Origin of the sequence: Roseobacter sp. GAI101, from assembly GCF_000156335.1 — a bacterium.
In the GTDB taxonomy this organism is placed as follows: Bacteria; Pseudomonadota; Alphaproteobacteria; order Rhodobacterales; family Rhodobacteraceae; genus Sulfitobacter.
Genome location: NZ_DS999213.1, coordinates 3152754 through 3174760 on the forward strand (window position 1 = coordinate 3152754; position 22007 = coordinate 3174760).

19 protein-coding genes and 1 other RNA gene are annotated in these 22007 nt (G+C 59.0%); 9 read left to right on the forward strand and 11 right to left on the reverse strand.

Features of this window, described 5'->3' with window-relative positions:
* The gene (locus tag RGAI101_RS14730) at positions 1–546 is read left to right on the forward strand and encodes a biotin transporter BioY (RefSeq protein ID WP_008226610.1); all 546 of its coding nucleotides are present in this window, start codon (positions 1–3) and stop codon (positions 544–546) included.
* A gap of 64 nt (positions 547–610) precedes the next feature.
* On the opposite strand, the gene RGAI101_RS14735 is transcribed toward RGAI101_RS14730, so the two are convergent.
* The 5 genes from RGAI101_RS14735 to RGAI101_RS14755 all read right to left on the reverse strand — a co-directional run bounded on the left by RGAI101_RS14735 (position 611) and on the right by RGAI101_RS14755 (position 8250).
* On the reverse strand, positions 611–2032 hold the full coding sequence (locus tag RGAI101_RS14735; RefSeq protein ID WP_008225762.1) for a mannose-1-phosphate guanylyltransferase/mannose-6-phosphate isomerase: 1422 nt from the start codon (positions 2030–2032) through the stop codon (positions 611–613).
* A 55-nt stretch (positions 2033–2087) separates the two neighbouring features.
* The gene (gene fcl / locus RGAI101_RS14740) at positions 2088–3056 is read right to left on the reverse strand and encodes a GDP-L-fucose synthase (RefSeq protein ID WP_008227870.1); all 969 of its coding nucleotides are present in this window, start codon (positions 3054–3056) and stop codon (positions 2088–2090) included.
* Between the two features lie 4 nt (positions 3057–3060).
* The gene (gmd, locus tag RGAI101_RS14745) at positions 3061–4185 is read right to left on the reverse strand and encodes a GDP-mannose 4,6-dehydratase (protein ID WP_008225355.1); all 1125 of its coding nucleotides are present in this window, start codon (positions 4183–4185) and stop codon (positions 3061–3063) included.
* 133 nt (positions 4186–4318) lie between these two features.
* Entirely contained in the window at positions 4319–5803 is a 1485-nt protein-coding gene (locus RGAI101_RS14750) for a phosphomannomutase/phosphoglucomutase (protein WP_008229354.1), read from the reverse strand.
* Between the two features lie 233 nt (positions 5804–6036).
* The gene (locus RGAI101_RS14755; RefSeq protein WP_008228905.1) at positions 6037–8250 is read right to left on the reverse strand and encodes an NADP-dependent isocitrate dehydrogenase; all 2214 of its coding nucleotides are present in this window, start codon (positions 8248–8250) and stop codon (positions 6037–6039) included.
* Positions 8251–8431: 181 nt separating this feature from the next.
* Between RGAI101_RS14755 and RGAI101_RS14760 the strand changes: the two genes are divergently transcribed.
* The 3 genes from RGAI101_RS14760 to RGAI101_RS14770 all read left to right on the forward strand — a co-directional run bounded on the left by RGAI101_RS14760 (position 8432) and on the right by RGAI101_RS14770 (position 10901).
* A complete protein-coding gene (locus tag RGAI101_RS14760; protein ID WP_008228910.1) occupies positions 8432–9259 on the forward strand; it encodes a class II aldolase/adducin family protein in 828 nt (275 codons plus the stop codon).
* A 292-nt stretch (positions 9260–9551) separates the two neighbouring features.
* A complete protein-coding gene (locus RGAI101_RS14765; protein ID WP_254655281.1) occupies positions 9552–10292 on the forward strand; it encodes a TetR/AcrR family transcriptional regulator in 741 nt (246 codons plus the stop codon).
* A 33-nt stretch (positions 10293–10325) separates the two neighbouring features.
* Positions 10326–10901 carry a histidine phosphatase family protein gene (locus tag RGAI101_RS14770; RefSeq protein ID WP_008225853.1) on the forward strand — a complete coding sequence of 192 codons (576 nt, stop codon included), beginning with the start codon at positions 10326–10328 and terminating at the stop codon, positions 10899–10901.
* On the opposite strand, the gene recR is transcribed toward RGAI101_RS14770, so the two are convergent.
* The 3 genes from recR to RGAI101_RS14785 form a co-directional block, all read right to left on the reverse strand.
* Entirely contained in the window at positions 10898–11491 is a 594-nt protein-coding gene (recR, locus tag RGAI101_RS14775; protein WP_008228769.1) for a recombination mediator RecR, read from the reverse strand. The two genes, RGAI101_RS14770 and recR, sit on opposite strands and share 4 nt — an antisense overlap.
* Before the next feature lie 74 nt (positions 11492–11565).
* Positions 11566–11910 (reverse strand): YbaB/EbfC family nucleoid-associated protein, encoded by a 345-nt coding sequence (locus tag RGAI101_RS14780; protein ID WP_008227890.1) that lies wholly within the window; start codon positions 11908–11910, stop codon positions 11566–11568.
* 78 nt (positions 11911–11988) lie between these two features.
* Positions 11989–13725: a DNA polymerase III subunit gamma/tau gene (locus RGAI101_RS14785; RefSeq protein WP_008226855.1), complete on the reverse strand. Its 1737-nt coding sequence runs from the start codon at positions 13723–13725 to the stop codon at positions 11989–11991.
* Between the two features lie 167 nt (positions 13726–13892).
* Here RGAI101_RS14785 and ypfJ point away from each other — a divergent pair, with 167 nt between their 5' ends.
* On the forward strand, positions 13893–14723 hold the full coding sequence (ypfJ, locus tag RGAI101_RS14790; protein WP_037228417.1) for a KPN_02809 family neutral zinc metallopeptidase: 831 nt from the start codon (positions 13893–13895) through the stop codon (positions 14721–14723).
* Between the two features lie 88 nt (positions 14724–14811).
* On the opposite strand, the gene ffs is transcribed toward ypfJ, so the two are convergent.
* Positions 14812–14909, reverse strand: an RNA gene (ffs, locus tag RGAI101_RS21610) — signal recognition particle sRNA small type.
* A gap of 37 nt (positions 14910–14946) precedes the next feature.
* Entirely contained in the window at positions 14947–16719 is a 1773-nt protein-coding gene (locus RGAI101_RS14795) for a 5'-nucleotidase C-terminal domain-containing protein (RefSeq protein WP_008228223.1), read from the reverse strand.
* 210 nt (positions 16720–16929) lie between these two features.
* Here RGAI101_RS14795 and nudC point away from each other — a divergent pair, with 210 nt between their 5' ends.
* Both nudC and RGAI101_RS14805 read left to right on the forward strand, forming a co-directional pair.
* Positions 16930–17898 carry an NAD(+) diphosphatase gene (gene nudC, locus RGAI101_RS14800; protein WP_008227787.1) on the forward strand — a complete coding sequence of 323 codons (969 nt, stop codon included), beginning with the start codon at positions 16930–16932 and terminating at the stop codon, positions 17896–17898.
* Between the two features lie 37 nt (positions 17899–17935).
* Complete coding sequence (locus RGAI101_RS14805) at positions 17936–18403, forward strand: SRPBCC family protein (protein ID WP_008226410.1); 468 nt, start codon at positions 17936–17938, stop codon at positions 18401–18403.
* Between the two features lie 6 nt (positions 18404–18409).
* Here RGAI101_RS14805 and RGAI101_RS14810 read toward each other — a convergent pair whose 3' ends face one another.
* On the reverse strand, positions 18410–19258 hold the full coding sequence (locus RGAI101_RS14810) for a prephenate dehydratase (protein WP_037228420.1): 849 nt from the start codon (positions 19256–19258) through the stop codon (positions 18410–18412).
* A gap of 131 nt (positions 19259–19389) precedes the next feature.
* Between RGAI101_RS14810 and RGAI101_RS14815 the strand changes: the two genes are divergently transcribed.
* Both RGAI101_RS14815 and RGAI101_RS14820 read left to right on the forward strand, forming a co-directional pair.
* Entirely contained in the window at positions 19390–19899 is a 510-nt protein-coding gene (locus tag RGAI101_RS14815; RefSeq protein WP_008225490.1) for a c-type cytochrome, read from the forward strand.
* 173 nt (positions 19900–20072) lie between these two features.
* Positions 20073–22004, forward strand: a complete 1932-nt coding sequence (locus RGAI101_RS14820) for an extracellular solute-binding protein (protein WP_037228422.1) — start codon at positions 20073–20075, stop codon at positions 22002–22004.
* Positions 22005–22007 lie beyond the last annotated feature (3 nt).

A 22007-nucleotide genomic window follows, 5' to 3' on the forward strand; every position in this document is an offset into this window, starting at 1 on the left:
ATGGAACGAAATCTGACTCTGGTCGCCTTGTTTGCGGCCCTCATCGCGGCCCTTGCGCTGATCCCGCAATTCACGCTTGGCTTTGGTGTGCCGATCACGGCGCAAAGCCTTGGCATCATGTTGTGCGGCACCGTTCTGGGGGCCAAGCGCGGCGCGCTGGCTGTGCTTTTGTTCATGCTTCTGGTGGCTTTGGGTCTTCCTTTGCTGGCCGGTGGGCGTGGCGGATTGGGTGCCTTCATGCTGCCCTCGTCGGGATTCTTGATCGGCTTTCCGGTCGCGGCCTTTGTCACCGGACTGATCGTTGAAAACTGGCGCAGCGCGTCACTGACGGTGGTTGCTGGGGTTGCGTCAATTATCGGCGGGATCGGTGTGCTGTATATCTTCGGCATCGCCGGGTTGGCTTATGCACTGGACAAGACGATAATCGAGTCGGCGCTGCTGGTGCTGGTCTTTATCCCGGGCGACATCATCAAAGCGGTCTTGGCAGGGCTGATCACCAGCGCTTTGGCCAAGGCGCGTCCCGCCAGCGTCCTGTCACGCAGCTGAGCCCAAACGAAAAAGCGCCCGGTCATCGGGCGCTTTTGAAAGTCTCTAACGGTGTGGATGGCGTTCAGCTGCGCGCGTAAACGTCTTCGTAGCGAATGATATCATCTTCGCCGAGATAGCTGCCTGTCTGCACTTCGATCAGGACCATCGGCACTTTGCCGGGGTTTTCCATACGGTGCACGGCCCCGAGCGGGATGTAGACCGACTGGTTTTCACTGATCAGCTTTACATCAGCGTCCACGGTGACCTTGGCGGTGCCTTCAACCACGATCCAATGTTCCGACCGGTGGTGATGGCTTTGCAGGCTAAGCGCGGCACCGGGGTTGACCACGATCCGTTTGACCTGAAAGCGCCCTCCGATGACAAGGCTTTCGTACCAGCCCCAGGGCCGGTAATCGCGGGGCAGTTGCACCGCCTGGCTGGACCCTTGGCTTTTCAGGGCATCAACGGCTTCCTTCACACGCTGGGCCTGAGACTTATCTGCCACCAGCACCGCGTCACCCATGGCGATGGCGATGATGTTTTCCAGACCGATGCCGACCAGCTGCAAGCCTTCGGTTTCGGACCGCAGCAGCGTGTCGGAACAATCAATCGCCGTGGCATTGTCGGAACAGACATTGCCTTGGGTGTCGGGGCCGGATTCCATCCAGACTGCGTCCCAGCCCCCCAGATCGGACCAGCCTGCGCTAAAGGGCATGACGGCAAGGTTGTCGGCTTTTTCCATGATCGCATAATCGATCGAGATATCGTCGGTCTTGCCCCATGCGTCGGGATCAAGCCGGGTAAAGCCCAGATCGGCATTTGCATCCTTGAGCGCCGTTGTCACGACCTCGAGCATCTGGGGTGCATGGGTTCGATAGGCGGCAATGATCGCTTCGGCGGTGAACAGGAAAATCCCGGCGTTCCACAGAAAGTTGCCTGCCGCAAGCATTTCGGTCGCGCGGCCAGCGTCAGGCTTTTCGACGAACCGTGCCAGGCTTTGCGGGGTGGCGGCACCGGTGTCGGCACCACTGGCCAGTTCAAGATAGCCATAGCCCGTTTCAGGGCGCGTGGGCATGATGCCGAATGTGACCAGATCACCCTTCTGGGCCCGCGGGACGGCTGCCTGGACCGTAGCGGCAAAGGCGGTGGTATCGGGAATGACGTGATCCGACGGGGCCACCAGCATCAGCGCAGAAGCATCGGTCTTGGCGATCCACAGGGCGGCGGCCAGAACCGCAGGGGCCGTGTTGCGCCCTTGGGGTTCGATCAGAATGCCCATCGCGGCCTGTTCGACCTGCGCCAGTTGTTCGGTCACGATAAAGCGGAACGGATCGCCGGTTACGATGACAGGTGCCGCATATCCGTCACCGGACAGACGCCGCGCAGAGGCTTGGAACAAGCTTTCGTCGCCCATCAACTTGGCGAATTGCTTGGGGTAGGATTTGCGCGAAAGCGGCCAGAGCCGGGTGCCGGAGCCGCCACAAAGGAGAATTGGATGGATCATAATAGGCACCATTGGATTGATTAAATTAATGTTTCATTCAAGATAAAAGGAGCGGTCAGGAACGGACGCTTTCCTGATTCAGAAACCAGTTATAGGTTTCTTGCAAGCCATCCTTCAGGTCAATCTGCGCGCGCCATCCCATATCGGCCAGCCGCGACACGTTCATCAGCTTGCGCATGGTGCCGTCCGGCTTGGTGGTGTCAAAGCCCAGCTTGCCTTGAAATCCGGTGACGTCAGCGACCATCTGCGCCAGCTCTCCGATGCTGACATCGGTGCCTGTACCGACATTGATGTGGCTTAGCATCGGTTGTGTGTTGGCGGCGTAGACGTCTTGCGGCAGGTCCAGCACGAACAGCGAAGCCTCGGCCATATCATTCACATGCAGGAATTCGCGCATCGGTTTACCGGTGCCCCAGATCACCACCTCGTCCAGATTGTCACGCGCGGCCTCGTGAAAACGGCGGATCAGGGCGGGCAGGACGTGGCTGTTTTGCGGGTGAAAGTTATCTCCCGGGCCGTACAGGTTGGTGGGCATCACGCTGCGATAATCGACGCCATGCTGACGGTTGTAGCTTTCGCACAGCTTGATGCCTGCAATCTTGGCGATGGCATAGGGTTCATTTGTCGGCTCAAGCGTGCCGGTCAGCAACGCATCTTCGGCCATGGGTTGCGCCGCCTCGCGCGGATAGATGCAGGAACTGCCCAGCTGGAGCAAGGATTTGACGCCCGCCGCAAAGGCCTGATGAATGACGTTGCATTCGATCATCAGGTTTTCGTAAATAAAGTCAGCGGGATAGGTGTTGTTGGCCATGATGCCACCCACCTTTGCCGCGGCCAGGATCACCACATCTGGCTGTTCCGCCATCATAAAGTCGCGCACGGCGGCCTGCGACGTCAGGTCAAGTTCGGCGTGGGTACGGGTGAGCAAGGTCAGCGCCTCGCCCGCGTCCTTGCGGGCCTGCAACTGGCGCAGGATCGCGCCGCCGACCATGCCGCGATGTCCTGCGATGTAAATCTTGCGCATGGTATTATCCGTTCTCAAGCGAGATGGGCAGGTCCAACCCGTGTTCCTTCAACAGTGCATGGCGGCGCGCGGTCTTCAGATCGGCGGCGACCATTTCGGCGCACATTTCCTGCGTCGTGATCTGCGGTACCCAGCCCAGTTTTTCCTTGGCTTTCGCCGGCGAGCCAAGCAGCGTCTCGACCTCGGCGGGACGGAAGTACTGCGGGTCGATACGCATCACGACATCGCCGGGCTTGCAGGCGGGGGCATTGTCGCCCGTTACGCTGTCGACGATCGCGCGTTCATCGACGCCGGTGCCTTCAAAGCGCAGTGTGATGCCCAGTTCGGCAGCGGACCAGATGATGAACTGGCGCACGGAATATTGCACGCCGGTTGCGATCACGAAATCATCGGGCGCGTCCTGCTGCAACATCATCCACTGCATACGCACATAGTCTTTGGCGTGGCCCCAGTCGCGCAGCGCGTCGATGTTGCCCATGTACAGGCACTCTTCGAGCCCCTGGGCGATGTTGGCCATGCCCCGTGTGATCTTCCGGGTCACAAAGGTTTCACCCCGGCGCGGGGATTCGTGGTTAAACAGAATGCCGTTGCAGGCGTACATGCCATAAGCTTCGCGGTAGTTCACCGTGATCCAGTAGGCGTACATCTTTGCCACGGCATAGGGGCTACGCGGGTGGAACGGTGTGGTTTCGGTCTGGGGGATTTCCTGAACCAGCCCGTAAAGTTCAGAGGTGGAGGCCTGATAAAACCGGGTCTTGTCTGCAAGGCCGACGAAACGGATCGCTTCCAGCAGGCGCAAGGTGCCATTGGCATCCACGTCGGCGGTATATTCGGGGGCCTCGAAGCTGACCGCAACGTGGCTTTGCGCGCCAAGGTTATAGACCTCGTCAGGCTGCACTTCGCTCATGATCCGGGTCAGGTTCGAACTGTCGGTCAGATCGCCGTAATGCAGTTTAAGCTTTGGATTTTTGACATGTGGATCCTGATAGATGTGGTCGATCCGCTGCGTGTTGAGCGAGGACGAGCGCCGTTTGATCCCATGTACTTCGTACCCTTTTTCCAGCAACAGTTCAGCAAGATAAGATCCATCTTGTCCTGTAATACCAGTGATCAGAGCGCGTTTCGTCATATCAAGTTCCGTTCTATGCCCGATAAGGCAGTTATAACGCCCGATTTTGTCTCAATCGGGCGTGGTAAACATAGCGATTAGCAAGCGCAAAGGCGAGCTTCAAGAAAAGATGGTCCGATGGGAAGGTCCAACCTTAGAAGGTTTGGTCATAGTCGCCGACGTCCGGTTCCGTTCTGATGACGGCATCCAGATCGGCAAAGATTGCGCGCAGTTCTTCTTCGGATTGCGCGCTTTCGCAGACGACCACCAGATTGGGCGTGTTCGACGAGGCCCTTACCAGACCCCAGCTGCCGTTATCCAGGATCACACGGGCACCGTTCACGGCGACGACTTCCTTGACGGGACGACCGCCCAGTTCTGTCACGTCTTTCAGCTTGGCGACGATCCGGTCGAGGATATTGTATTTTTCCTCGTCCGACGCATAGGGCGACATGGTAGGCGTTGCATAGGTATGCGGCAGGGCGCGGCGCAGGTCTGACATGGACATATCTGGATTGCGGTCCATCAGCTTGCAGATTTCCACAGCGACGCGCATGCCGCAGTCATAGCCACGCCCGATGGGTTCAGCGAGGAAATAGTGACCGGATTTTTCGAAACCCGCCAGCGCGCCCAGTTCCTTGACGCGGCGCTTCATGTGGCTGTGTCCGGTTTTCCAGTAATCCGCCGTGACGCCATTGGCGATCAGCACGGGATCGGACGCATAAAGCCCCGTTGATTTCACGTCAGCGACGAAGGTGCTGTTCGGGTAGATGGCGGACAGATCGCGGGCCATGATGACACCGACCTTATCGGCGAAAATCTCTTCGCCCTCGTCATCCACCACACCGCAGCGGTCGCCGTCTCCGTCAAAGCCAAGCGCGAAATCAGCGCCGGATGCTTTGACCGACGCGGACATGTCGTGCAGCATCTCCATGGCTTCGGGGTTCGGGTTATAGTGCGGGAAGGTGTAATCCAGCGTGTTGTGGCTGTCGACGACCTCGACGCCCAAACGGCGGAACAATTCGGGCGCAAAAGCGGATGCCGTGCCGTTGCCGGTGGCGCAAACGACCTTGAGCTTGCGGGTCATTTTGAAGTCACCGACGAGATCGTCCAGATAGGCCTCGCGCACACCTTCGATGAATTCGTATTTGCCGCCGGGCCGGGTTTCGGCGCGCCCTTCAAGGACGATGTCGCGCAATTCGGACATTTCGTCGGGGCCATGGGTCAGCGGGCGTTCAAAGCCCATCTTGACGCCGGTCCAGCCGTTCGGGTTATGCGAGGCCGTGACCATGGCCACCGCGGGGGCGTTCAGGTGGAACTGCGCGAAATAGGCCATCGGCGACAGGCAGGGGCCGATGTCCTTGACGTGGATACCGGCCTGCATCAGGCCCAAAATCAGGGCGTTCTTGATCGACAGCGAATAGTCGCGGTAGTCATTGCCGACAGCGATGACGGGTTCGATGCCGCGCTGGTGCATCTGCGTGCCCAGTCCCATACCAAGGGCCGTGATGCCGGGCAGGTTGATCGCCTCGGGATATTGCCAGCGGGCGTCATATTCACGAAAGCCTGTAGGCGCGATCATCGGGTCGCGCAGGAATTCCCAAGTGTTCGGTGTGACGGTCGGCAATGGTTTGGTCATGAAAATATCCTGATCTGGCGACGTACTTGTCTAAGCCTTCTCGATAGAAGGATTAGCCCACAGGATCAACTAAGAGCTTCGTTTTGCGGCATATCATTGCCGTCTTTGCTTGTGGATTTTGTGATCTGACGGCCATTCGCGCTTCTGATGCTGCGAATTTGCCCGAGGATGGTGCGGTTTGCCTGTCAGCAAAGGAAACCCCGCCCCTTTTGCAAGGGACGGGGCAATACCGGTTAACCGATGATCGCGTTCAGCGTGGCCGAGGGGCGCATGACCGCCTCGGTCTTGGCAGGGTCAGAGTGGAAATACCCGCCCAGATCAACCGCCTTGCCTTGGACTTCGGCCAGTTCGGCCATGATCTTGTCCTCGTTCGTGGCCAGCTTTTCCGCGATGGGGGCAAAATGCGCGGCCAGATCGGCGTCACCGGTCTGTGCGGCCAGCGCCTGTGCCCAATACAGCGCGAAGTAGTAGTGGCTGGCGCGGTTGTCGGGCTGGCCAACCTTGCGCGAAGGCGATTTGTTGTTGTCGAGGATGCCTTGCGTGGCATCGTCAACCGCCTTGCCCAAAATCCGCGCCTTTTCGTTGTTCTTTTGATCGGCCAGGAACTTGAGGCTTTCACCCAAGGCGCAGAATTCACCCAGGGAATCCCAACGCAGGTGGTTTTCCTCGACCAGCTGCTGAACGTGCTTGGGGGCGGAGCCGCCGGCACCGGTTTCAAACAAGCCACCGCCCTGCATCAGCTTCACGATCGACAGCATCTTGGCCGATGTGCCCAGCTCGAGGATCGGGAACAAATCGGTCAGATAGTCGCGCAGCACGTTGCCGGTGATCGCGATCGAGTTTTCGCCCTTGCGGATCGTCTCGAGCGTCTGGCGCGTGGCCTTGGCGGGGGACATGATCTGGAATTTGTCGGCGACGCCTTTGGCTTCCAGGATCGGTTTGACGTAGGCAATCATCTGGGCGTCATGGGCGCGGTCGGCGTCCAGCCAGAAGATCGCTTCGCAGCCTTCGGCCTTCTGGCGGTCGATGGCCAGTTGCACCCAGTCTTCGATCGGTGCCTTGCGGGCCGATGCGGCGCGCCAGATATCGCCAGCCTCTACGCTGTGTTCGGAAATCACATCGCCATTGGCCGCGATCATCTTGACCGTGCCGTCGGCTGGAATTTCAAATGTGGTGGGGTGCGAACCGTATTCTTCGGCCTTCTGGGCCATCAGGCCGACGTTCTGCACAGTGCCCGATGTGGTCGGGTCCAGCGCGCCGGTCTCTTTGAAATACTTGATGCTTTCTTCGTAGACGGGGGCATAGGAGCTGTCGGGGATCACGCAGTTGGTGTCGTGTTCCTTGTTGTCCGGGCCCCAGCCCTTGCCGCCTGCGCGGATCAGCGCGGGCATGGAGGCGTCGATGATCACGTCGGACGGCACGTGCAGGTTGGTAATGCCCTTGTCGGAGTTGACCATGTACATCGGCGGACGCGCAGCCATGGCGGCATCAACGGCGGCTTTGATTTCTGCGTTGCCCTCGATACGGCTCATCATGTCGGCGATGCCCGCGTTGGGGTTCACGCCCGCCGCTTTCAGCTCATCACCGTATTTGTCGAAAACGGGCTTGAGGAATTCACGCACAGCATGGCCGAAGATGATCGGGTCGGACACCTTCATCATCGTCGCTTTCATGTGGAGCGAGAACAGCGTGCCGTCTTTCTTGGTTTCTTCGATCTGCTCGGCCAGGAACTTGTCCAGCGCCTTGGCAGACATGAATGTCGTGTCGACAACGGTGCCAGCGGGGAAGGTCACGCCGTCTTTCAGCACGGTCTCGGACCCGTCAGCCGCCACATGCACGATTTTGGCAGCGCCAGCTTGGGCATCGGTCAGCGTGCTGGATTTTTCGTTGGAAAAGAAATCGCCGCCGGACATCGCGGAAACCTTGGTTTTGCTGTCCTTGGACCATGTGCCCATAGAATGCGGGTTGGCCATCGCGTATTTCTTGACTGCAATCGCCGCACGGCGGTCTGAGTTACCTTCGCGCAGAACCGGGTTCACGGCCGACCCTTTGATCGCGTCATAGGCGGCGCGGGCTTTCTTTTCGGCATCGGTGCCGGGGGTCTCGGGATAGTCGGGCAGGGCGTAGCCTTGGGCTTGCAGTTCCTTGACCGCTGCTACCAACTGGGGGACCGAAGCCGAGATGTTCGGCAGCTTGATCACGTTGGCATCCGGCGTCTTCACCAGCTCGCCCAGAAAGGCCAGATCGTCCGACTGTCTTTGTTCAGCGGTCAGCGCATCGGGGAACGCGGCCAGAATACGACCCGCCAGCGAAATGTCGCGCGTACCAACGGATACGCCAGCCGCATCGGCAAAGCTGCGAATGATCGGCAGCAGGGAATAGGACGCCAGTTCAGGTGCCTCGTCGACCTTGGTGTAAATGATGTCAGGTGTGTTCGTATCAGCCATGGTTTCAAGCCTTTCAGGAAGTTTGGTATGCGATAGTACACTAAAGCAGAAATATCCACCTCAACTGCGCAAGATATACCGTTAATTTAGGGAAGCGACAGCTGGATTTCCGGGAATGAAGCTTGCCTAGTCTACCCCGCACCGCGCTATAGTTGCCCCGACTTTATGGGAGGAGTGAACGATGAATGATCAATCAGCGCTGCAAAGGGGGACGGGTTTCGATATCCCCGATCCGGCCGATCTGCCCAGTTTGAAGGGCAAAGTATCTGAGACTGAATGGAAATTGCGCTGTGAGCTGGCCGCGACGTACCGGCTGTGTGCGCTGCATGGCTGGACCGATCTGGTTTTCACCCACATCTCGGCCCGCCTGCCGGACGAGGACGGGCAGGAACGTTTCCTGATCAACCCATACGGCTTGATGTTCGACGAAATCACCGCCTCGTCTTTGGTCAAGATCGATCTGGACGGTAACATTTGTCAGGAAACGCCCTATTTCATCAATCCGGCGGGGTTCACGATCCACTCGGCGATCCATTCCGCGCGCCATGATGCAGGGTGTGTGATTCATGTGCACACGCCTTACGGCGTTGCGGTGTCGGTGCAAAAAGGCGGGCTGCGCCGCTATACCCAGTTCTCGATGATCGTGAACAATGATCTGGCTTATCACGACTATGAAGGTATCGCGCTGAACTTGGACGAACGTGACCGGATCGTGAATGATTTGGGTGACAAAAGCCTGCTGATGCTGCGCAATCATGGCACGTTGACCGTTGGGCCGAATTGCGCGCTGGCCTTCTTGCGGATGTATTTCCTTGAAAACGCCTGCAAGACGCAGATTTTCGCCCAGGCAGCGGGCGGCGAAGAGCATTTGCATGAGGAAACCCAAGATATGGCCGATCTGGTCGCCAGCCAAGCGGCGGGCGCGTTTACGCCGGGGTCGGGGGATAATCTGGTCTGGCCGGGTTTGATGCGCAAGCTCAAGCGGACGAATCCCGGTCACGACAGATAGTAAGTATGAACGCCGCGCCAGGGGCTCCTTGGCGCGGCGGCGGCATTGCCGGTTTCACACAGGTTCGGCTTCCAACGCTGTCTTTGAGACGGCGTAAACGCTTTGGACACTATTACGAAACATAATTCCGCTGGCAGGTGCCCTGCGGCAGTCGTAAAGCTTGCCACGCCGCTGTCAGAGTGAAGCGGGAAAGAACGCTGCGCTTTGGGTGTGAATGCGGGTGTAGTGTGAAATATTCGGTGTTTTGGGGCTGTTTTCAAACGCTTGGTATCAAGGTTTCGTTTTCAAGAGTGTGCGTTATTGTGACAATATTTTCGATTTCTGGATCAACGACGCGCCACAGGTGGTTGCGCAAGTGACCCAATCCGTTGGCGAAAACGGGTCCGGGATAGCCAGGGACGGGCGCGTAGCGCGTGGCCAGATTACCCGTGATCGCGTGTTGGATGCGGCAGAACGCTGTTTTGCGGATCGCGGGTTTGACGCCGTCTCAATGCGTCAGATTGCCCGCGAGGCGGGCGTGACGCTGGGTGTCGTCAGCTTTCACAGCGGCACCAAAGAAGCGCTGTTTCAGATGGTGTTGAAGCGGCGGGTCATCGCCCTGAATGACGCGCGCATGGATCGGCTTCAGGTGGTGCAGGCAAAAGGCGAATTTGGACTTGGCGATCTGATCGGGGCCTATGTCACGCCGTTTATGGAAATCGCTTCGGGCAAAGACCCGCAATGGCGCGCTTACGCACAGCTGATCGCACGGGTGGCGGCCGATGACCGCCATCGCGTTGAGACCGGGCCATACCATGATCCTGCCGCGAAAATATTCCTGATCGAAATGAACAAGCTCCATCCCGGCGCAGATTCGAAAACCTTGGCTGTAGGGTTCTCTTTCATGGTGGCGGCTATGTTTGGAACTGTCGCCGGTGGCAATGGTGTATTCAGGTTGGCAACGCCACCAGCACAAGCAGCGCAGATGGCATCCTGCAAGCTATTGATCGATTTCTGCGCGGGTGGTCTTTTGCGAATGCTTGATCCAGACTAAGGCAAATGAACACCTGCTTGAGGACCACGAGACATGAAAACCTATCCTAAAATCTGGTTCCTGCGCCATGGCGAAACAGAGTGGAACGCCGAAGGGCGTGTGCAAGGCCAGACAGAATCGGTGCTGTCTTCCCGTGGTGTGGATCATGCCAAAAGTCAGGCAAAACTGATGGCACCGATCCTCGAGACGAACCCGCCATGCTTCGTTTCACCGTTGAAACGTACGCGCCAGACGGCGGATATCGCCTTGGGGGGGCGTGCATACCAGACCGATGATCGCCTGAAGGAAGTTTTTGCCGGGGATTGGGAAAGCCAGCTTCGCGCTGATATTTTCAAGACCCTGCCCGATGATATGAGCCCGGACATGCCGCATATCGAATTCTACGCCAGAGCCCCCGGCGGCGAAGGGTTTGATACATTCCAGACCCGCGTGCGTTCCTTCGTGGAAACGCTGACGGAACCCACGGTGATCGTGGCCCACGGGTTGAGCGGCCAGTTGCTGCGCGGAGAGGTGTGCGGGCTGAGCCGCGAAGATCTTGGCAAGCTGAGCAACCGTCAGGGCGTGGTCTATGTCCTCGAGAATGGGGTCGAGACGATCCTTGAGCTCTAGATCGACTTTCGGGCCCGCATCGCGGCGGTGATCGTTCCGTCGTCAAGATAATCCAGCTCTCCACCGATGGGGACACCTTGCGCAAGCGAGGTCAGCTGCACCCGGCCATCCAACTGGTCCGCGATGTAATGCGCAGTCGTCTGCCCGTCGATCGTGGCGTTGAGCGCGAGGATGACTTCGGTGATGTTTTCAGTCGACACCCGGTCGATCAGGCGGGGAATCCGCAGTTCCTGAGGGCCGATGGCATCCAGCGCCGAAAGCGTGCCGCCCAAGACATGGTAGCGGCCTTTGAACACGCCGGACCGTTCCATCGCCCAAAGATCAGCGACATCCTCGACCACGCAAAGTTCACCGTTGGCGCGTTTTTCAGAGGTGCAGATATCGCAGATATCGGTCGTGCCCACATTGCCGCAGTTCAGGCATTCACGTGCCGTGGCGGCAACCGTTTGCATGACATCTGCAAGCGGGGTCAGCAGCAAGGCGCGCTTGCGTATCAGATGCAGCACCGCGCGCCGGGCAGAGCGCGGGCCGAGGCCCGGAAGCCTCGACATCAGATCAATGAGCGCGTCGATGTCGCGTGTGCTGCTCATCGCTGTGCACCCCGCGACGCTGGTTCAAAAGAGATTTCATGCCTTCGGCGAGGATTTTGAACCATTTGGAATTATCAGAACGGCAGTTTCATGTCCGCAGGCAGGCCCATGCCCTCGGTCAGCTTGCTCATCTCGGCTTGGGCGCGGTCTGTGGCTTTGGTCTGGGCATCCTTGATCGCGGCAAGGATGAGGTCTTCGACGACTTCCTTTTCGTCGCCATTGAAGATCGAAGGATCAATGTCGAGGGTTTTCAGTTCGCCTTTTGCGGTGCAGGTCGCTTTGACAAGGCCCGCGCCGGATTCACCTTCGACAATGATGTTGTGCATGTCTTCTTGCATCTGCGCCATCTTGCCTTGCATTTCCTGCGCGGCTTTCATCATCTTGGCCATGTCCCCCATGGCACCCAAACCTTTGAGCATCTGATCTTCTCCTGAATTGACGTTGGCTGTTTATATGCGTGTTGAGGGCGCGTTGGACAAGGGGCCAGACCGGATTGGTCAGTCGTCTTCGAACGGGTCCCATTCATCTTCGACCTCTGGCAGGGCCTCGGATACGGCAGCGGCGGCGATGTCTTCGGGGGTGCGGATGGACAAGATCTTGGCCCCCGGAAAGGTTGCCATCACGGCCTGCATCAGCGGATGGCTTTCAGCCGCCGATTTCAGAGCATTGTCTTTTGCGTCGCGGATTTCGGCGATGGTTTTCGCGTCACTGTCGCCCACGATGCTCACGGCCCAGCGGTTGCCGGTCCACAGTTGCAACCTTGTTCCTAGGCGTTGCGCCAGATCACGGGGGGCGGCATCGGTGGGGGTGAATTCGATGCGGCCGGGTTGGTAGGCGGCAAGACGCAGGGTGTTTTCCACCTCGACCAGAAGTTTGACGTCGCGGTTGGTGCGGATCAGTTCGACGACATGTTCAAAGCTGGGAAAGCGTGCAAGCGCCTGATCGATGGCGGGGGCCACAGCTGCCATCGTGGTACCCGATTGCGGGCTGCCCTGGACATGATGCGATGCCGTCGCATTGGTATTTCCACCCCCGCCGGACGGGCCATGCGGTGGGGGGGCTGCTGGCGGCGGCGTTGCCTTGCTGAGTTTGCGGGTCAATTCCTCGGGACTGGGCAGGTCGGCGACATGGGTCAGGCGGATCACGGCCATTTCTGCGGCCATCATAGCGTTGGGCGCGCTTGCGACTTCGTCCAGTGCCTTGAGCAGCATCTGCCAAAGTCGGGTGAGAACGCGCATCGGCAGGGTTTCTGCCATGGTCAGACCGCGGCTGCGTTCCTCGGGGGACACGGTGGGATCTTCGGCGGCATCGGGCGTGATTTTGACCACGGACACCCAGTGGGTGATTTCGGCCAGATCGCGCAGAACTGCCATCGGGTCGGCCCCGTCGGAATACTGACTGCTCAGTTCGTTTAACGCGCCGGCCGCATCGCCGCGCAGGATCATGTCGAACAGGTCCAGCACGCGCCCGCGGTCGGCCAGCCCCAGCATCGCCCGGACCTGAACGGCGGTGGTTTCCCCCGCGCCGTGGCTGATCGCCTGATCCAGCAGGGATGTCGCATCGCGCGCGGACCCTTCGGCAGCGCGGGTGATCAGGGCCAGCGCATCATCTGCAATCTCGGCCCCTTCGGCGCTTGCGATCTTGCGCATCAGGGTGATCATCACCTCTGGTTCGATCCTGCGCAGATCGAAACGCTGGCATCGCGACAGGACCGTAACGGGCACTTTGCGGATTTCGGTTGTGGCAAAGATGAACTTGACGTGTTCGGGGGGTTCTTCGAGCGTTTTCAGCAGGGCGTTGAACGCACCGGTCGACAGCATGTGCACTTCGTCGATGATGTAGACTTTGTAGCGGGCCGAGGCGGCGCGGTAATGCACGCTGTCGATGATTTCACGGATGTTGCCGACGCCGGTGTTCGACGCGGCGTCCATCTCCATCACGTCGACATGGCGGCCTTCCATGATGGCCACGCAATGTTCGCATTCACCGCAAGGTTCTGTCGTCGGCCCGCCGTTGCCGTCCGGGCCGATGCAGTTCATGCCCTTGGCGATGATCCTGGCAGTGGTGGTTTTGCCGGTGCCGCGAATGCCCGTCATGATGAAGGCCTGTGCAATGCGGTCTGCCGCAAACGCGTTTTTCAGGGTGCGCACCATGGCATCCTGGCCGACCAGGTCGACAAAAGTTTCAGGCCGGTATTTGCGCGCCAGAACGCGATAGGCGGAAGGTGCTGACATGGGGGCCCTTTGCGAGGATTCGATGCGACCCCTAGGATAGGGCGCACGGGGGGCATCGTCCACCGCTGATAGGCCTTGGGTTTTCTTAGGCGTTGTGCGGTCACCCCTTAAGGGCATAAAGATATCTGAGTGGTTAATTTAAATGGTTCATCAGACAGGAGCGCACTATGCGGCTGAAGGGAATACGGCGAAGTAGCAATGTACAGGTGCGTCGCGGGCGCGGGGGGGCTGTACGCACAGGCGGCCTGGGAATTTTCGGTGTGATTGCGGTGCTCGCGATCGGATATTTCACCGGCATTGACGTGTCGTCCCTGTTGGGGGGCACGCAGACCGGGCAGGGCGCGCCGGTCGGCCAGAGAGATGCCGAGGCCACGCAATTCTCGGCGCAGGTTCTGGCAACGACCGAAGACGTCTGGGGCAATGTGTTTCCCCAGCAATTGGGACGGTCTTATGAGCCGCCACAGTTGGTTGTGTTTTCCGGCGTGACCCAAAGCGGATGTGGCGGGGCATCGGGTGCGACAGGTCCGTTCTACTGCCCTGCGGATGAAAAGGCCTATCTGGATACGCAGTTTTTCGACATGTTGGCGCAGCGCATGGGGGCAGGGGGCGATTTTGCCGCCGCTTACGTCATTGCTCACGAGGTCGCGCATCACGTCCAGAACGAGTTGGGCATTTTGCCGAAGGTGGATGCGCTGCGGCGGCGATCGTCAGAAGCCGAGGCGAATGCACTGACGGTGCGGCTTGAACTGATGGCGGATTGTCTGTCGGGCATCTGGGCAAGCAACGTCAAGGGCCTGATGGAGCGGGGCGATCTGGATGAGGCACTGAATGCCGCGCGCAAGATCGGCGATGACTATCTGCAAAAGCAGGCAGGGCGCGTGCCACAGCCGCATACCTTTACGCACGGCACATCCGAGCAGCGGTCGGGCTGGTTCAAGCGGGGCTTTGACAGCGGCGAAGTCGGGCAATGCGACACCTTCGCGGCAGAGCAGCTTTAATCGAAACGGGAGGGGTTCTGCCCCTCTCGTGCCATCTTGCGGATGACCCTGCCGGGGTGGCACGCATTTCACTTTGCAAAATGCGTAAGGGTGAGAGGCTGATAACGACCCAAGTGGGTCTCGTTACGGCTGCTTCCTTCCGGATCTGACCGGGTTGGCGAGGCACCTGCCCGCACCAACCTCTCGACCCCCATATAGGATAGTGTTTTGCGAAGTGCAAGGATCAGAGCGTAATCTCGATCCGGTCAAAACCATTGTCGGTCTGCCCCAGGATACGGGGCTTGAGCGCGGCGATTTCGTCCAGATATGCAGCGGCTTTCGGGCTTGTCTCGTAGATCGCAGTCAGGCCGTGCCGCTTTAGCTGCCATGGCGCTTGCGTGGTCCAGGCGTCGAACTCATCTGACTTCAACGCGCGAATCAACGATTCTGTCGGGGTTGCGTGGCTTTGGGCAATCGGCGGTGGCAGATCAATGGTATCGTATCTGCCACCGCCTGCCGCGCGAAATGTGTTGGTGGCCAGAACGAATTGTTGATCCGGTGACACCGCGGCGCCCGCATGGGCCATCTGTGATATCCGCTGGCCCTGGGGTTGGGCGGGGTCGATCGTGTAGGTCAGCCCGTAAATCGCGTCAAAGATAAAGCTGGGTTCAGCCGGGTTCAGCAGGTTTTGCCTTGGGATATTGGCACCGAGATGGCTGTAGACATGCGCGGACCGTTCCAGCCAAAGCCGCAGTTGCGCGCCGGTCAGAAGCAGCGCGCAGGTGCGGTTTTCGAAAGGGGCGAACCCCGCCAGATGCCGCCGCATCATGAAGCCCTTCGGCACGTCAATATAGTTGCGCACGCCGCCCGCACCACCGACCGCACGGGCCGCCGCCGCCGCCAAAAGCGGCAGATCGGCATGGGGGGACCCTTGCAAAGCCTCGCGGATGAGGATTGCCTTGGCTCTGGCGGACAGCGCCATCGTCTTCGCGGGTTGGAGCAGGGCAAAATAACTGTGCAGGTGGTCCACCGGGTTGCCGATGGGGGCCGCAAGATCGGCGCGGGCCGCCGTGTGGGCCTGTGACGCGCGGGCATAGATCACAGGATCGGGTGCCGCGCTGACGGGTTGCGGCCAAAGCTGCGCGCCATGTTTCGTCACAACCCAGTGACCATCTGGGGTCCGCGCCAGATCAAGATCGATGACCCCAAGGTCGGACCCTCTGAGGCCGGGCATCACGACCGGGACATTCGAAGGGTACCCGTTTTCCGATGCCGTTCCATCGGGGAAACGACGGTGCGTGTGTCCGGCGACGATCGCATCGATGCCGGGGATTTCAGCAAGGGCAAGGGCACCGGCGTCGGCGCTGCTGTCTGGCGCGCCGGCATGTCCCAGACCCAAATGCGCAAGCGCCAAAACGACGTCCGCCCCGGCCTGACGCAGTCGGGCCACATGGGCGGGCAGGCTGGCCAGCGGGTCTGCAACGATAGCAGTTTCAGGCAGCATGGCCTTGTTCCAGACCGCGGTTTCATCGGGCAGCGCAGAGACGATCCCGATTCTCAGGGGCAGGGGGCCATCCGTGGTCTCGATCTGACGGGTCAGTAGGACAGAGGGATGCAGCCCGCTGATGCCGCTATCTGAGAGGTTCGTTGAAATCACGGGTGCGTCAACCGCGGCGATGAACTGTTCCAGATAAGTGGTGCGATAATCCAGATCATGGTTGCCTAGGCCAATTGCGTCATAGGCCAGACCATTGAAGCTGGCGACCAGGGGGTGGTCCGGCGTGACATCCTGGGTGCTTAGCCAGTCGGCCAGGGGATTGCCCTGCAGGAAATCTCCGTTATCGACCAAGACGCAGAGCCCTTGCGCGACGTCTGCACGGGCCTTGGCGATCAGCGGTGCCAACCCGGACAGCCCCGCCCGTTGGCCGGGGGTGTCAAAGGCATAGTCGTATCCCAGAACATTCATATGAAGATCCGTGGTCGCGAGAATGCGCAGCTGGGTTGTGGCTGACCCCATTTCTAAAACTGCTGTGTGACGCGTGCGATGCACGGGGCGTCCTGGATTGATGGCTCAATCTGCGTCATTGCGGTTATGAAATGTCCTAAGGCTGGTCTTGTTTCGGGGATTTACTCTTGAAGGTACACTAAATCGAAACTGACCGTGTGAAACCCTTGGCTTTGGTCAAGATGGTGAATAATCACGTAGCGAGGCAAATTTGAGGGCTAGATGAAACATTCTGAGACGGTGACTTTTGGCGGGTCGGGTTTGGACCGTGCAGGCGAAGTGCGCGGTGACAGGGCTGCTGTTGAAGCTCTGAAGCAGGACGACACAGCCCGTGCAGTGTTGTTATGGCGTGGGAAAGTATTAATCAACCCGACGCGGCCCGCATCTTTGGTGCGCTTGCCGTTGGATCACCCGGCGCTTCAGGATGCATCGGTGCCGCCGATCCTGCTGGGACGTGAAGACGGCGAAGCCCGGTTTGCATTCGATCTGTCGTCATGGGTGCCGGACGATCTGGATCCCAGCCATCTGGGTGCGTTCATGGACCCCAGCGAACAGCGTCATCCGATGCTGCCCGACGAAAATGTCTTTGTCGAACTGCGCCGCGTCATGACCTGGCTGAACCCACGGGATGCAGAGCTGGCCGCGACGGCCAAGGCCATCTTCTCGTGGCATGAAACCCACGGCTTTTGCGCCCGTTGCGGGTTCGAAACAGTGGTGAACGATGCAGGCTGGCAGCGCAATTGCCCGGCCTGCCGTGCCGCGCATTTCCCGCGCACGGACCCGGTTGTGATCATGTTGATCACCCGTGGAAATTCGGTGCTGATGGGCCGGTCGCCGGGCTGGCCGCGTGGCATGTATTCCCTGCTTGCCGGTTTCGTCGAACCGGGAGAAAGCCTTGAGGCTGCCGTGCGGCGCGAAGTTTTCGAAGAATCCGGTATCGAAGTCGGCGAGGTCAACTTTCTGGCGAGCCAGCCCTGGCCTTTTCCCGCATCGCTGATGTTCGGTTGTGCCGGAGTTGCAACATCTGAGAAAATTACAATTGACCCGAAAGAAATCGAAGACGCGCTTTGGGTCACGAAAGAAGAGATGATGGACATATTTGCAGGGCGGCACCCCAACATCCTGCCCGCGCGTGAAGGTGCGATCGCACATTTTCTTTTGGAGAACTGGCTTGCGGATACGCTGACTTGAGGTGATTGTTCAGAAAAGCCCCCTGTGCAGGTAACACATGAAGTTTTCGACAAAAGAAGATATTGAAGCGCCGATTGATGCCGTCTTTGATATGCTGTGCGAATTTGACCAGTTCGAACGTGCCGCGATGCGCCGCGGGGCAGAGGTGCAGCGCGTCGATCAACTGACCGCGCCTGCCACCGGTATGCAGTGGGAAGCTGCGTTTGACATGCGGGGCAAGCGCCGCGAAATCCAGATCGACATGGACTGCTTTGAGCGGCCGACTGAAATGCGCCTTGCCACCACATCCCCCGGTCTGGCGGGCGACATGGCGTTTGAACTGATGGCGTTGTCGCGCAACCGGACGCGCATTATTGTCACGCTCGAGATCAAACCGAGCAACCTGTCAGCGCGGCTGCTGGTGCAATCGCTCAAGCTGGCCAAGACATCGCTGACCAACAAGTACAAATTGCGCGTCAATGAATACGCAAAGGGCATGGAAGAGCGTTACAAGCGCGCCCGTTAGACGATTTCAGGTGCGATGGCGGTCGGGGTGGGCCGGATAAACGCCCAGGATGTCCAGCATGTTGGTGAAATACCCCAGCTCTTCTAGCGCGCGCTCGACCGCAGGGTCCTTTGGATGGCCTTCGATATCTGAATAGAACTGCGTCGCGGTGAACGATCCGCCGACCATGTAGCTTTCCAGCTTGGTCATGTTGACGCCGTTGGTCGCAAAGCCGCCCATCGCCTTGTACAATGCCGCCGGAATGTTGCGCACTTCAAAGACGAATGTGGTCATCATGGTCTCTGCCCTGCGCGACAGATCCGCCTCGGGAGACATCAGCAGGAACCGTGTGGTGTTGTGGTCCAGATCTTCGATATCGCGGGCAAGAACGTCCAGTCCGTGAATATCCGCAGCAACCTCGCTGGCCAGAACCCCCACGCTCCGTTCATCCGAGACCGCCAGATCGGCGGCCGCACCGGCACTGTCCGATGCCGCTTCGGAGGTGATCCCGTGGGCGTCCAGCCAGCTGCGCGCCTGCGGGATCAGCACCATGTGAGCGCGCACATGCTTGATCTCTTCCAGTTTGACGCCCGGTAGCGCCATCAGGCAGATGCGCACGCGCACGAAGGCTTCGGCGATGATGTGCAGGCCGCTTTTGGGCAGCAACCGGTGAATGTCCGCGACGCGCCCGTAGGTGGTGTTTTCTACCGGCAGCATTGCCAGATCCGCGCGGCCTTCGCGAACAGCACGGAAAACGCCCTCGAATGTGACGCAGGGAACGGGCACCATGTCAGGGCGCGCTTGCAGGCATGCTTCGTGGCTATAAGCGCCTAAAGCGCCTTGAAAAGCGATGCGAGGGGCGTTTTTTGGGGTCATTGCAGGCGTCCTTCATCAGACCTTTACCAAAGATGGCGTTTGGTCGCGGTAACTACACCTTGCCCCTCGGGAGGGAAAGCAATAGATACGGGCGCAAATGATGCCCGCATACCAATGATGGATCTTCGCCCATGTTTGATACAATGACCGTTACGAAAATCGCCGCAGGCCTGTTTGGTGCCTGGCTTGTGCTGCTGCTTGGCAAATTTGTCGGCGAAGAACTTTACCATGCCGACACCCATGGTGAACAAGGCTATATGATCGAAGTCGCCTCTGGCGAGGGTGGCGGAGCCGCTGAAGAAGGTCCCGATCTCGAGACGTTGATGGCCTCTGCCGATCCGGCTGCGGGCGAAAAGGTTTTCCGCAAGTGTTCCGCCTGTCACAAGGCTGTTGAAGGTGAAAACGCTGTGGGGCCATATCTTTACGGTGTTGTAGGGCGTCCAATCGATTCTGCCGAAGGCTATGCATCGTATTCCGGCGCGCTTGAGCAGAACGGCGATGTGTGGTCGCCCGAAAACCTGTTCGCCTTCCTTGAAAAGCCTTCCTCCTGGGCCCCTGGTACCACAATGGGTTTCGCTGGCCTCAGCAAGCCTGCCGACCGCGCGAACGTGATTGCGTATCTCGACAGCCTAGACGACTGATCCAGTTGACAGCTTCGTGAAAGGCCGCCCAATCATGGGCGGCCTTTTGCGTTATGGGGCCAGATTTCAGTCAGATAACATATTCGCAACTTGTATCTTGGCAGCGGGGACCGTTAGCTTAGATGACAAACCGGAACCGCCATAAACTGTTGTTTCTCGTAAAGGATACGCCGATGCCCCGGACAAAAGCCCGCGCTGTGACACAATCGCAAAAACCTCTTTTTCGTTTGGCCTGGTCGGCACTTTTGGTGTCCGGTCTGACACTGGTTGCGATGGCGGCCCATGCCGAGGACGAAAAGATCATAACCAGTCACGGCTATTCCTTTTACGGCGATCTGAAGTATCCGGCAGATTACCCGCATTTCGACTATGTGAACCCCGATGCACCCAAGGGGGGGGAGATTTCGATTTCGACCCTTGGCACGTTTGATTCGATGAACCCCTATTCACGCAAGGGCCGTGGCGGCGCGCTGAGCACCATAATGTATGAAAGCCTTTTGGGAGAGGGGACAGGCAATGAGGCTGCCCCTGCCGACGTCTATGGTGAAGCCTACTGCTTGCTGTGTGAGACCCTCGAATATCCCGAAAGCAAGGATTGGGTGATCTTCCACATGCGCAAGGATGCCAGGTTCTCGACCGGTGATCCGGTGACCGCGCATGACATCGAATTCAGCCACAACCTGCTGTTGGATCAGGGGCTCAAGTCCTATGCCGATGCGGTCCGCAAGCGCATCCCCAAGGTCGAGGTCATCGATGACTATACCATCAAGTTCTACTTCACCCCGGGCATTTCCCGCCGCAGCTTGATTGATCAGGTCGGTGGCGTGCCGGCATGGTCCAAGAAATGGTACGAAGAATCCGGTGCGCGGCTGGACGAATCGCGGCTGATGACGTCGCCCGGGTCCGGCCCCTATGTGATCGACGACATCGATGTGAACCGCCGCATCGTCTACAAACGGAACCCCGACTATTGGGGCGCTGATCTGCCGTTCAACGTGGGCCGCAACAACTTCGATGCTATCCGTGTCGAATATTTCGGCGACGAAAATTCTGCGTTCGAGGCGTTCAAGGCCGGTGAATACACTTTCCGCGTCGAAGGAAATTCAAAACAATGGGCCTCGGCCTATGATTTCCCCAAGATCGACGCGGGCCATGTCGTCAAGGAAGACATCCCTGACGGATCGCCCCCGACGCCCTCTGGCATCGTGTTCAATCTGGGCCGTGAGGTGCTGCAAGACAAACGCGTGCGCGAGGCGGTGGCTTTGGGGTTCAACTTTGAATGGACCAACGAATCCCTGCAATATGGCCTGTTCAAGCCGCGTGCGTCTTTCACTCAGGACACGCCGTTGATGGCCACGGGCAAGCCCGAAGGGATGGAACTGGCGCTTCTGCAATCCTTTGGCGATCTGGTCCCGGCCGAGATGTTGACCGAAGACGCCGTGATCCCTCATGTGTCCGACGCGACACGGCTGCTGGACCGCGGCAACCTGCGCCGCGCGATGAAGTTGCTGGATGCGGCAGGCTGGGCCGTGGGCGACGATGGCAAACGCTATGATGCAAATGGTACGTCGCTGCGTTTGACGTTCCTGTTGAACTCGTCAGGATCGGCGACCCTGTCGGCGGTGGTCGAAAATTTCATGTCCAACCTCGGAAACATGGGCATCGACGCGGTCCTCGAAAAAGTCGACAGCTCGCAATACACCGCGCGCGAACGGGACCGCGACTATGATCTGGTGTTCGATGGTTACCGTCCGTTTCTGGGCACCGGCACCGGTCTGGCCCAGCTATACGGGTCCGAGGCAGCCAGCTATTCGCTGTTCAACCCTGCCGGGCTTGCCAGCCCGATGGTCGACGCGATCATCGAGGCGTCCCTGGCCGCCAGCACCAAAGCCGAGGAAGACGCCAGCATGATCGCGCTGGATCGTGCGCTGCGGTACGAGTTTTTCATGATCCCGGCATGGTATAATGACAGCTATTGGACGGCCTATTATGACCAGTATGAACACCCCGAAGGTCAACCGGCCTACGCTTTGGGGTACCTAGATTTCTGGTGGTACAACGCCGACAAGGCTGCCGCCTTGCGCGCCGCTGGCGCACTGAGGTAAACG